At 33.3% G+C, this 11,947-nt stretch carries 14 protein-coding genes; 2 read left to right on the forward strand and 12 right to left on the reverse strand.

Annotated elements, in window-relative coordinates:
• Positions 1 to 47: 47 nt before the first annotated feature.
• On the reverse strand, positions 48 to 794 hold the full coding sequence (locus A7P55_RS09085) for a hypothetical protein (RefSeq protein ID WP_171551861.1): 747 nt from the start codon (positions 792 to 794) through the stop codon (positions 48 to 50).
• 60 nt (positions 795 to 854) lie between these two features.
• Between A7P55_RS09085 and A7P55_RS09090 the strand changes: the two genes are divergently transcribed.
• On the forward strand, positions 855 to 1,217 hold the full coding sequence (locus tag A7P55_RS09090) for a hypothetical protein (protein ID WP_005005750.1): 363 nt from the start codon (positions 855 to 857) through the stop codon (positions 1,215 to 1,217).
• Positions 1,218 to 1,373: 156 nt separating this feature from the next.
• Here the strand turns inward: A7P55_RS09090 and A7P55_RS09095 are convergent, their stop codons facing one another.
• From A7P55_RS09095 to A7P55_RS09115, 5 genes are read right to left on the reverse strand one after another with little or no spacing between them, the layout of a single operon-like run.
• Positions 1,374 to 2,267 carry a hypothetical protein gene (locus tag A7P55_RS09095; protein ID WP_121533397.1) on the reverse strand — a complete coding sequence of 298 codons (894 nt, stop codon included), beginning with the start codon at positions 2,265 to 2,267 and terminating at the stop codon, positions 1,374 to 1,376.
• A 15-nt stretch (positions 2,268 to 2,282) separates the two neighbouring features.
• The gene (locus A7P55_RS09100; RefSeq protein WP_121533399.1) at positions 2,283 to 3,062 is read right to left on the reverse strand and encodes a M48 family metallopeptidase; all 780 of its coding nucleotides are present in this window, start codon (positions 3,060 to 3,062) and stop codon (positions 2,283 to 2,285) included.
• Positions 3,055 to 3,543, reverse strand: coding sequence for a hypothetical protein (locus A7P55_RS09105; RefSeq protein WP_121533401.1), 489 nt, complete (start codon positions 3,541 to 3,543; stop codon positions 3,055 to 3,057). Before A7P55_RS09105 ends, A7P55_RS09100 begins: the two co-directional genes overlap by 8 nt.
• 9 nt (positions 3,544 to 3,552) lie before the next feature.
• Positions 3,553 to 4,062, reverse strand: coding sequence for a hypothetical protein (locus A7P55_RS09110; RefSeq protein ID WP_121533403.1), 510 nt, complete (start codon positions 4,060 to 4,062; stop codon positions 3,553 to 3,555).
• A gap of 5 nt (positions 4,063 to 4,067) precedes the next feature.
• Positions 4,068 to 4,490: a hypothetical protein gene (locus tag A7P55_RS09115; protein ID WP_121533405.1), complete on the reverse strand. Its 423-nt coding sequence runs from the start codon at positions 4,488 to 4,490 to the stop codon at positions 4,068 to 4,070.
• 164 nt (positions 4,491 to 4,654) lie between these two features.
• Between A7P55_RS09115 and A7P55_RS09120 the strand changes: the two genes are divergently transcribed.
• The gene (locus A7P55_RS09120; RefSeq protein ID WP_121533407.1) at positions 4,655 to 5,308 is read left to right on the forward strand and encodes a hypothetical protein; all 654 of its coding nucleotides are present in this window, start codon (positions 4,655 to 4,657) and stop codon (positions 5,306 to 5,308) included.
• A gap of 64 nt (positions 5,309 to 5,372) precedes the next feature.
• Here the strand turns inward: A7P55_RS09120 and A7P55_RS09125 are convergent, their stop codons facing one another.
• From A7P55_RS09125 to A7P55_RS09150, 6 genes are all read right to left on the reverse strand, one after another.
• Positions 5,373 to 5,885 (reverse strand): hypothetical protein, encoded by a 513-nt coding sequence (locus tag A7P55_RS09125; RefSeq protein ID WP_078389396.1) that lies wholly within the window; start codon positions 5,883 to 5,885, stop codon positions 5,373 to 5,375.
• Between the two features lie 7 nt (positions 5,886 to 5,892).
• Entirely contained in the window at positions 5,893 to 7,023 is a 1,131-nt protein-coding gene (locus A7P55_RS09130; protein WP_121533409.1) for a hypothetical protein, read from the reverse strand.
• Between the two features lie 685 nt (positions 7,024 to 7,708).
• A complete protein-coding gene (locus A7P55_RS09135; protein WP_227592292.1) occupies positions 7,709 to 8,554 on the reverse strand; it encodes a hypothetical protein in 846 nt (281 codons plus the stop codon).
• Positions 8,555 to 8,680: 126 nt separating this feature from the next.
• Positions 8,681 to 9,283 carry a transporter gene (locus A7P55_RS09140; RefSeq protein WP_171551863.1) on the reverse strand — a complete coding sequence of 201 codons (603 nt, stop codon included), beginning with the start codon at positions 9,281 to 9,283 and terminating at the stop codon, positions 8,681 to 8,683.
• The gene (locus A7P55_RS09145) at positions 9,276 to 11,066 is read right to left on the reverse strand and encodes a hypothetical protein (RefSeq protein WP_171551864.1); all 1,791 of its coding nucleotides are present in this window, start codon (positions 11,064 to 11,066) and stop codon (positions 9,276 to 9,278) included. Before A7P55_RS09145 ends, A7P55_RS09140 begins: the two co-directional genes overlap by 8 nt.
• Positions 11,067 to 11,226: 160 nt before the next feature.
• Positions 11,227 to 11,703, reverse strand: coding sequence for a hypothetical protein (locus A7P55_RS09150; protein ID WP_044432065.1), 477 nt, complete (start codon positions 11,701 to 11,703; stop codon positions 11,227 to 11,229).
• Between the last annotated feature and the right edge of the window lie 244 nt (positions 11,704 to 11,947).

Raw genomic sequence — 11,947 nt, forward strand, 5'->3', positions numbered from 1 at the left:
GTCGTAAGAAACATTTAAATTTTGTTCTTAAAAGTATTATAGTAAAACTAATAATTTATGCAAATACTTTTAACAGAAATATCTAAAAGGTCTTTAACACTTAACGAATCCGAATAACTTAGACAATGTGAATAAATTGTTAAAGTAGTCGAGTGTATATGTAAAACATTGGTATACCCATTAGAGATATGCGAATTATTATATATGTAAAACCTAACATACTTTTTAGTCGTATCTTGCGTAAAACTTACCAGATAATCTTTTGTGTTTTCATTTATGTTATCTTCGTATTGCTCTGTTATGCTCAGGATCTCTTTGCTGTTCAGCCAATAACTGCCTGTTTTATCTTGTTTAATCTGTTCCAAAATCAAATTATTTAATGACTGGTACTCTTTCGTTATTGCTTTGGCATATCGTTTTGATGACTGATGTTCTTTCCAGTCAATTTTTGCTTTCTTAAATAATTTGAAGGCTGTAACCGCACACAATACAGCTGAGATGGTACATAATATTATTCTACTACTATCACCTAAAATGCCAATAATTCCTAAATGCACATCTTTTGAAAATAAACCGTTCAAAGATAGGTATACGCCAAAGATACAAAAACTTAACGCAAAAACCACAACTAAGATTAAAGTTGCTCTAATTAAAAGCTCATTAAAAGTAATTTTTCTTAAGCTTTTGGTATAAAGCTTAATCTTATCTTTTTCAGATTTTAACATTTTAGCCAAGAACTTATGTTCTCTTTTTCCTCTGCTAAAAGGTGATGTTACAGCATCTTTAAAAGTCATGTATAATCTAAAGTATTTTAACGTTCCATTAAATATACACTACACCTGAGCCTATTTAAAATGAAACATTATAGAATTATCGCTATTTTAATACCTTTAATATTTTCAGGTTGTGCAGCAAGCCACTCAGACAAAGAGCTTGTTGACTCTTATTACAATGACCAACAAAAAACAATAGAAAGCGATGTAGATCAACTCGTTAATTCCTACTCCGCTAAAGTCGTTACTCAGTACTACCCTGAACCATACTTCAATCCAACCAAGCCAATACCGCATTATTACGCTTTAAAGCTTGATGAAATGGGTATCCCTTACCCAAAAGAGCTTGTATACGACAATGCCGACTATAATTTTTATAAAGAGCAAGCTAAGTTTAATGCAAACAATAATGACGTAATTGATACAGATCACCACGATCACTAAAACTTTTTTATTGTAGGTGTATTAAACTATTGGTTATTGATAATTTAAGGTCATGAACTTTCGTAAGGGAATGGCTTTTTGTTTTCATTATTGACCTCTAAGGTGTAGGCAAGAAACAGAACTTTTGTTGAGGGGCGTTTCTTGCCGAAACCTTTCTTAATCCCTTAGATGATAAGCATCTGGATTCGTTTTTAATTCTTTATCTAACATTATTAGCTTATTCAACATATCTTGGTTTGTCGTCTTGGGAATGATCCAACCGCCAAAACTAATATTGTTTAATTTGATGTTAGGTAGTGGATCTTGTCTATTTTGTTCCAGTAACCAAAGATAGTTTTCACTACAAACAAATAAGACTTTTAATTCCTGATCAATGCGCCGTAAATCACAATATCTGAATAGGTTTACGTTACCTGGTGCTTCAGCATTGATAATTGGTTTTTTTCTTGTTTTTTCACCATGTAACTTAAAGTATTTAACACAACTTTCAATGTCACTTTTTAAATTGATTGGTGCAGTTTCTATTGGTGCCTCTGATAATTGTTCTTCAGCATATTCAAAATAGATCCAACATACCTCTTGGTCTTTTAGCTTTTCAAAAAGCCAATCTGGAACGTCATGCATTTTTTGTTTTAGTACAAATGGTTTTCCTACATTCGTAATCTTGACGCTTCTTTTCTTGTACGTGTCCAGCTCCCCGATCTGCTTCACGCCACTTTTATATAAATAACGGTTTTTGAGAACTACTTTACTCTTTTTTACCTGTTTTTCAGGTTTAGGATCAGTACTGGATTTTTCAGGCTCAACATTCAAACAAAAGTAATCTATTCCTTTGGTGAACAATTGAAACTTCCCCTCCTTTTCAATTAAGGCAAAATTCCCTCTGATTTCAGCACCTACTATATCTTTAGATATTAGAAATCGATCATCAACGGTTTGTTCATTTAAGAGCAGTAAAGCCGATTTAAAATCTACTTTGAGTTCTGGTATTACTATATAACCGTGGTCAAACAACTTTTTGCTCACTCGGATAACTGTGTAAATATCCATAACCAGCTCCTTTTATTATTTCCTGTAAGTTTGGTTGATGTAGTCTTGGATCGCTACAATTCGTTTTTCTGAAGTAGGATGCGTTGATAAGAAATCAATTTTAGTGCCCTGTTTTTCTTGGGCTACTACTTTATTCCAAAAGCTGATTGCGCCCTGTGGGTTGTAACCAGCACGAACCATAATATCAACACCTAGAAGATCCGCTTCACTTTCAAGTTTGCGCGAACCAGGTAAGTTAACCCCATAATCGCCTAGTAAGCTTGTGCTAGATACAACCATGTCACCTAGACCAGCCGAACTAGCTGCAAGCACACCTAAACCAGTTAAAAGCTTTTTACTTACCTTTTCACGCCCATGATCACGTAAAGCATGTGCAATTTCGTGGCCGATCAGTGCAGCCAATTCATCATCAGTTGCATTAATTTTTGTGATAGAACCAGTCAACACACCGATCTTGCCTCCAGATAGACAAAACGCGTTGATTTCATTATCTCGGATTGTATTAACTTCCCAATTCCAATTTGCTGCGTCAGCTCGATAATGTGGAACTTGTGCGATAAGACGTTTTGCTACTCTATTTACTTGAGCGTTATTCACAATCAATCCACGCTGTTTAGCAGTCGTGATGATGTTGTTGTAAGACTGAGTACTTTGCTGAAGATATTCTTTTTCAGAATACAACATGATTTGTTTGCGTTTAGAACCCATTCCATCAATAGTACTAGATACGCAACCAGTTAAAAGAGATCCGGCAACTGCCAAAACACACAAAGATTTCATCTTAAAATCAAACATTTTGTTTTCCTTTATTTTTAAAAACATTTAACAAGTTAAAACTGCGCTTATTAAGCTTGTTTTTATCTTCCAAATCAGTAATGCATTTAAACTCTTTTAAGATGTTTTTGTAATGCTCTTTTTGTTCATTTTCTGACTTATTAAAACCTTTCAAAGCTAACTGTTCAATAGTTTTAGGGCTGAATAATTTCAGAAGAACTATATTTAATATTAAAGTACCAGCCAGTAAGCCCAACGCATAAAGCTGAACAACTGAAGTACTGTATTTAGGTTCCATCGGACCAAGTGAACCAAAGCATATAAAGCTAAATATAGATAAAGTAACTGCAGCTATAAAACTAGATACCGTAACTTTAATCTTGAACTTATATCGTGCAATTAAAGCGACAATTAAAAAACCAAAAAGTATGGTACCAATTGCCGTAGCCATTATGACTAAAAAGAGTCCAGGGTTTGTGTTTGATGGATCTAACATTTCCATAGAATATCCTTAAATAAAACCCTTGCTTTCTAATAGGGTGAAACGATCTTTAAACAGTACAAAGAATGTTTTTTTAACGCTTTCGTACTGGTATTTGATAATGTCTAAAGCACTATCATATGCACCTAGTTTCACGTAATTAACAAAATTGGCATGATCAAAACCTTTAAGTTTGTGACGTTTAATAAAGTCCTTAAAGTCTTGCTCTTTTTCTTTAAATTGATTCTCAAATTCAAAGAAAAGTTTGCCTAATTTCATGCTGTATAGTTTTAAATTGACAATAAATTCGACTAAAGGTGTTTCATTTCCTCTAATCGTAACCAGCATGTCTTTATCTTTTGTGATTTCGAGCGATGGTAAAAAATTAGAAAAATTAACCAGTAGATCACTTAATAAAACTTGTTTATTAAAGTATGTGACCAAAACAGGTGCGCTATCTGGCACATACGCTTTGATACGTTCAAATTTACTTAAAGCTTCTGGAGAAGCATGACCACTAAGGGCTAATTTCACTAACATATAATTCACTCGACATCTAATTCATTTTTTAAAACCAATTTGTATTTTGGATGAACCCCAAGTCTAAGTTGAAGTAATGTCCACGCTTGCTTTGTTATTAACTTTTCGCCACTTTCAAACTTTGACCACTGTATATTGTTGTACAATCCTGTGTGACTAGACATTTTAGTTTTACTTAAACCACTCCAGACTCTTAGTTGTTTTCCTAAGACTGGTATTGGCACCAGCATTAAACCATTGTCCTCTTGTTCCTTTAAAATCTTTAAAGCTGCCTTTTTACCTACTAATTGACCGCCATCTTCACAAATATAAGTAATACGAGCTGTATATTTTTCAGAGTTTAAGCACTCTTCTAACAATGCTAGAACTTCATCCTGAGGATTCGTTAAACCCTCTCCGACCGTATCGCCTGTATCAGTTTTAATCACGCGTTATACCTTTTAAGATAGATATTCTTATAGTATATACGAAAAACATTTAAAAGATTTTTTTAAAAAAACAAAATGTTCATTTTTTGTATTTTAGCTAAAACCGCTTATAATATGATTATTGGTATTAACCAAAGTTTAAAACATATTGAAAGGTGTTTAAAATGTCTAACTCTAAAACTATCGCTAAAACCAAAGAGAACCGCTTAAACCAAAATGGCAGTTTAAGCAAAACCGACCAACGCAAGCTTAAACCTATTTCTTTTTGCTTATTAGATACAGAACAAGTGACAATGCTGGAGAAAATTGAAAAGTTTCAATATGGCAATTTCTTTAAAAACATTATTGCTTCTATGACTGATGAAGAAGTTGAACAGATCGCGAATAGCAACAAGAAAAGCGATCCAATCATTCCTCAAAAATTACTAGATCTAAACATCACAAAAGGTTTCTTATCTTGTCGTTCAATTGCAAAGGTGCTTTTTAAACACAATAAAGTTGAATCTATGCTGCATGAGCTACGTAACTTTATTTCTGACGAATTCATTTTAAAGTTAGCTGAAGACCGCAACTTAACACTATCTATAAGCGACTCAGAAGTCGATTCTAATACTTCTTCAGGTATGTTTGATGATCGCTATGCGATGGCTGATACTGGCTATAAGAGCCGTACAACACCTGTTTTCAATCAGCAAAATATTGAATCTATAAAATCCATTGTTCGTGAACATGAGAAGCTTCCAAAACATGTCGAATTAGACAATGATTTCATTGAACAGTTTATGAATGACAATCCTGAAGTATTCGCAAAATTATAAAAACACAAACAAAAAAACCATCTAATTTTTAGATGGTTTTTTTATGTCTTAATTATTTCTAGAATCAGCTATATAGCTTCGCTGGCTCGTCTGCAACTGGTATCACTGGCTGTACTTCTTGCATAAGAATTTTAGTCACTTCATCCAGTGGTGCAATATTGGAAGGTAAAAACTCTATTGCTTCAGGAAATTGTGATTTAAGGTAAGCATCTATGGCTTTGTGAATAGCTCGGTACCATTCTCGCGATTCGCTCTCTAAATTAAACATGCTTGAAATTGAAGCTTCTAGATCCGCAATATATTTACTTGGTAGTAAAGCTTTACGCTCCATATAAGCTTGATGTGCCATAGCAAGCCAGATAAAGCGATTTAATTCCTTACTACTTCCCTCTACGCTATTACCTTTAAAGTTCAACGTTCTAAATTTGCAAATGTGAAAATGTTGCTCACTAAAATATTTAAAGAAATCTTCATACTCAATTACAGAAATGGATTTTTGTAGCACCAATGGTATATCTAATGCGAGATCCACTTCGACTTTACGTGTACCAATGCCATTTTTAATAACAAATTTCATATTCACCTCAAAATAAATTAAATTGTTTAAAGGTGTCTTTATCATTAAAAGTAACCAGGTGATGCGATTCAATTAACGATTTAAGGTCCTTAGCCTGAGCAACTGGCTGTATTTCAATGCTGGCGATTTGTGCAGCTTCATGAATCAACCCTATGATTTGAGCCCGGCTTTCTAAATATGCAGATAGATCGCGAGTTTCTTTGAATGAAGAAATGACAAAGTTAATATTCTTTTCTAAATTCTCACTCAAACTGCTTAGTGTTTGGTTAATTGGTGCATACTTTTCTATATGCTCTAAGACTGTTGCATGATCTAGAAAAAAACTAACTTCCAGCAATAATGAATTGTAAAAATCAATAAAGTTCGTTTCTTTTTCAAAGATGAAAATTTCTTGGCCATCTTCGTCATTAGGTATCTCAATTGAACCTTTTGAGATCTCAAAACTTTCATCCCCCAACAATGTATGCAGAATTCGGCCTAAGTGTTCTGCATGTGGTTTGCTGTTAGTAAAGTTGATTTTCAAGTTTTCATTTGAATCAGCAATACGGACTAAAATATAGTTTGTTGTGTGAAATAATTCATCTGCATTGTCAGTAAAATTCAACATTGAAATCTGATTATCTGTTCCAGCATCAGAATCAAGTTGCTTATCCAAAAATTCATGGTTATCAATAAAAAGCTTAGCTACACCGTTTGTAATAATGCTTTCGTATTCACCAAAGTTTTGTGCAAGGTATTCGCTCATTAAATTTGGCAAAACTTCTAATAAACTTTTTTTAAGATCCGATAATTCAATAGCAGAATTGAATAACGAATCTGGCACAAGGTTCTCTACCTCTTCATCAAGCGCTTCATCGTTTGGTGACAACCCTTTTTGCTGTGCAATTGCATTACGGAAGGAAGCCATAATTGAGATTGTCAAAATTGAAAGTGTTACCGTTTTAACCCATTCACTTTTCACATCGTTAGGCACGTAAAAAGCGCAATTACTAACCCACTGGTGGTTATGATTAAGAATCCGCTTTAAAGGGGTTTTAGTGGCTGGAAAAACTTCAAAGACAGTATTTAAGATTGGGTTTTTACCCAATTTGATACTTTTATTATTACCGTAAAAATAGATGCTGCGAATATCAGACATAATATACTTTCTTAAACTTAACGTTGGTTACATATTATCACTGATTTAGTTTTAAAAAATATTTTTTAAAACTATTAATTTTATTTTTTTGTGTTTTAATTCTGCCCTTGATCACTGCTTTTAAAACCAAAAAAAATAGGTAACTTTTGCTTAGGCTACGGTGGGAACTTGGTATTACAGTGTTATTTGGTAGCTAAAAAAATAAACATTAATAAACTATTGATAGTAAAAGAGATAAGGAATAGATAGATTTCTTTGCGTGTAGGGATGTACTTTTCATCAAACATTTTGTTTATCGCATACAGAACTGAAGAAAAACATAAAATGAATATGATGATTTGCAATATATATGATGGAGTATTGAGGGTTTCTGGTAGATATTTAATCTTGTATATCGTTGTATTTAAAAACATTTCAAACACAAAGAATACAACTACAAAGATGTAGCAAATATTGAAAATGGCAACTAAGTTGTATGCCGATTTGAGTACCAGGCCTGTCATCGATTGTTCACTTGAATCAATCTCACCCGTTTTTGGAATTTTAAAAAGCACAATGCATTCCAGTTTTAAGAGTGTATCTATTATACTTTTAGAATACCTTTTATCAACTATAAAACTTTATTATTAAAATAAAAAAAATGGCCATTTAAGACCATTTTAAAACACCCTACCCCCTTTTAAGACTAGCCGTTGTGCTTATCTTTAGAATCACGGTAAGTAGAGATATGGTAGAAGAAAAAGCACGATAAAAGTGAGAAAAGCACCAACCCGAACGTGTTCCAAAATCTGCTATTTGATAGTTCAGAAATCCGTTTATTGATTTCTGAGATAACACATGGATTCGCTTTTGCAACTTCAACATTTACATTGCAGACTTCAGCATATTGGAATAGGAATGTTTTATGGCCAATGTCATACATTTCTTGGATCTGGTTAATATTGGTCGTATTCAGAAGAACCATAACAAGAGAGATCAGTGCTACAAATATAGAGATAACAAGAAAGCACTTCACAATGATTTCACGAGCCACATCATCAACACCACTTAAATATCTTTCGAGCAATATATTTAGCTTAGTTCGACCATCAAGGATAATGTTATAGTCATGTTTTACTTCATTATCTCCTGTATTGTTTTGATTTGTTGGTTCAACAGGAATGTCAGATAATTCGGCTGGTAAAGTGACTGCAACTACATCTTTTTGTTCTTCAGGTGCTAAACTTTTATTGCTGCTGTTTGATACAAAATCTTTTAATAAGGGTACTGGCTCACTTTTAAGGTGTTCTGTTTTTACAACCTCGTGAGCTGACTCATTTGCATCGAACAAGATCTTGTCTGTTCTTTCTGGATGCTTGAGATGTATATATTGATAAATAAAATAATTGATCTTTTGCTGTAAGACCGGGCTTTTATCAACTTCACTTTCCACATCTGCACCAAAAGTCTCAGTTATAGATGATTTTAATTCTTGTACTTCGGATTGATTGAGCAATTGATATAGTTCATATATTGTTTTAGAACTGATCATGATAAAACCCACATTAATATGCATTAAACTGTTAGTAGTATATAGAATGTGGTTTTAAAATAAATAGGTATGTTTTAAGAATAAAAAAAACCGCCTTTTAAGGACGGTTTTAAAAGGGGGGTTTAATTAGTATAAACAGTTGCCGTTTGCACCAATAGAGCGTCCATTCTGGCTTAAATACCGTTGTACGGTGTTAGCAACATCTCTTGGGAGTTGATTATTCACTTTTTGTATAACATCGACTTTGTATTTATTCTGACAACTCACAATACCAGCCAACATGTTATTGATCAGTGATGTATTGTCTTTACCATCCAATTTACGTGTTTCTTCGTTTATCAATATGAATTGAACAATATTTAGATAGTTATTCGTGAGGTTGTCACCACTTTTTGATGACTTGTTTAGATTCTCAATGGTCGAATTCAAGTTATTCATTCGTGCTTCAAGGCCAGAATCACCAGTGACATTTGCATTATTGTTTTGGTAACGCGTAGCTGTGGTGTTCCGATTAGAATTATATTGTCTTTGCTGTATCGGCTGTTGCTGAACCTGAACTGGTGTTTGCTGTTGAACTTGACCAGGTGCTTGCTGTTGTTGAGCTGGCACTTGCTGAGTTGATTCTTCATTTGAAGCTGCTTTTTTATACCAATCACTAAAATCGGCATTTGCACTACTACTCAATATAGTAGCCGTAAAAATTGCACATAAATAAAGTTTATTATTCATTGTCTGAACTCTCTTTACCGTTGTAGTTCGCTGGACTAATAGCTTTTAAACTGAACTCATTTGCAAGTTTCCACAACCGCATAAATGTCTTTTGCTTTTCTTGTACCCAATAGTCCTTTTCTTTTTTTAGAAGATTCTTCAATACATCTGAGTTCAAGTGGAAATTATCATCAAAAAAATGTTCAAACAGGAGTTCTGTTAAATAGTTTTGAGTTAACGTTTTTTTATTTTCATTACCCGTACCAAAGAATATTTGGCAAAGCTTTGTGCTTTCACACACGAGATCTATGTATTTTTTCTCGTCTGCATTTCGCTGGTGGCGCAAATGAGGATGTGTAATAAAAATAGAATTACGTATGAAAGCATAATCAATAATTACAGTAGCTTCCGTTTTCTTTGAAATGTACTCAGCGTTTGTAAGAATTTCACAAGTGGTAACATCAACTTTGTCGCGAATATTAATGAATTCGCTTGAGAAAGTAGATGCACTTTTGTTTTCGATCTCAACTTTCTTATCACGATTTCTCAGATAAAGTAAATTATCTGCTTGCTTCATATCGTTTAGGAATCTTTCAAAGAAGTGATTACTTTTATATAGATCTTCTAGAGCTCGCGTAACATAAGACGCAACCAAATTAAGATTTTTAGCTAAATATGATGGTCCATTCTTAGTTGTATAAGCAGCTAAACGATCCTTAACAAGTTCTATTACTTTTTCAGGTTCACCATTATTTAATCGAATTGCTGAAGTGAAGAGCGCATTACTGATTTTAAGCTCATTGCCCTGTTCATCCTGAACCTTTGCACACATTTCATTTAATGTATTAAGCGCTTTACGATAGTTGGACTTTAACTGAATCTGAAAACGATAATTGCAAAAATCGTCACGATCTGATGTACGCTTATTGCATGGTTCATACTTAACAGAAATAAATAATTCAATAGATGGATTGCTATTCAGTCTTTCTAATGAAACAAGAAGTCGTTTACGGTAAAAATCACTTGCTTTGTATTTAAATTCTACTGAAAATTCGGTTAATGCTTTGAAGTCAATGTAAGGAATAACCACTTCGCCACGAAACTCATTGATCTTCATCAAGTTATACATATAAAGATCAAAACGGTCCTTAAATCCAAGAACCGTTAAAGTGTCGAGAACTGTGTAGCGCCCTTTTTTATCAAAATCTAATTCAGACAGATTGGCAATCAACGTTTCTTCAAGCTGATAGCAAATAAACGCATTGTTATCTAATTCAAAATAGCCCGTACTGGCAAACATTCTTTTATGAGTTACGCTGTCTACGTCATTTCTTGAAAATGGTTCGCTGTCCATTTGGCGTAAAGAGCTCATTGGTAGCATCACTTTACCAACACTATTTAGCGTATTCCATGCCAAAGATTTGATACGGCCATTGCTAAGGTAATTAGCTTTATTTTTGAATAAAAGAATTTGACGGATGTATTCAAAATTCAGAACAAAGTTGTTCGCTAGTTGTAATGCTTCAATTTGGGATAATTCAGGTTTTTCAGCGATAACGCGCTGCAGCTGATGTGCATACTTATTTTTGGCATTCACCAGCATTAAGTAAAAAACGAATTGATCAACAACTGGAATATCTAGATAACATTCGACTATGAAATTACTGATTTTGTTGCCGTAACCCAAGAGATCCATGGTTTTTGTTTCGGCATTAATAATTGAGTCTTTGATTGACTGCGATAATCCAAAAATTTCATCTTCTGAAATTCCTTTACTTATGCAGACTTGTGAAGAATCTTGCATAACTGCTCCACTTTAGACAACGTACATTGCCTGAGATTGAATTAAAAAATAAAACTAAAAATATATTTGCAACCCAACTAACGTTGTAGTCTTTTCGCTTTAAAGCTGTGTATATACTAACTAAATTTTAGACAATAAAAAAGCCTCGTCAGAGGCTTAATTACGCAATTAACATTATTTGTTGACCGATCTGCGGTAACTCTAGTTTAGAAGTAGTGAACCTGTATGGTAGCTTCTCATATATGCTTTTAAAACTAAGAGAATTTCTAAAAAAATCAAAACTTTTAGTGAGTTTAAAAGTAATATCGCCACTTGATAAGATTTGAATTTCGTCAATCATAGGTGCTGCAGCTTGCTTCACATCTGTATCAATCATAAATGATAAATCACAAGCTTCTCGCATGATCTGGTTGATAGTTTTCTTATTAAAATCTAGACCTGTAACGTGGTTAACTTTTTCAGCTGATACAACGTATCTACCGTCTTCTGCAGAATAAAATGCATTTAAATTATCAACTAGAATAAGCAATTCGGCAGATAAAACACCTTTTAGCAAAATATCAGACGAGCCAGAGCTAAACACATTGAAGTTAATGAGTATTTTTTGATGTCTAAGACTAAATGATTGAAATTGCATATCTCGAATTCCCATAGGCATTCTGAGTAGACATTATAGCATCAATACGTTAATTAGACTACGATTAAAAGCATTTTTAACAGTAATTTCTTAATAAATAAGACTATGAAAAACAGTGCCTTATATGAGAAATATTCACAATTACAATGTAAGTTAACCAATGTAATACTTGATCAAAAAAAATATGTGCTCAAGATAGGCACCCAGCGAAACTTTTTTATATGTGGTTGTAAACTTTCTTCCG

Source organism: Acinetobacter sp. Ac_5812 (genome assembly GCF_013072695.1).
Lineage (GTDB): Bacteria > Pseudomonadota > Gammaproteobacteria > Pseudomonadales > Moraxellaceae > Acinetobacter.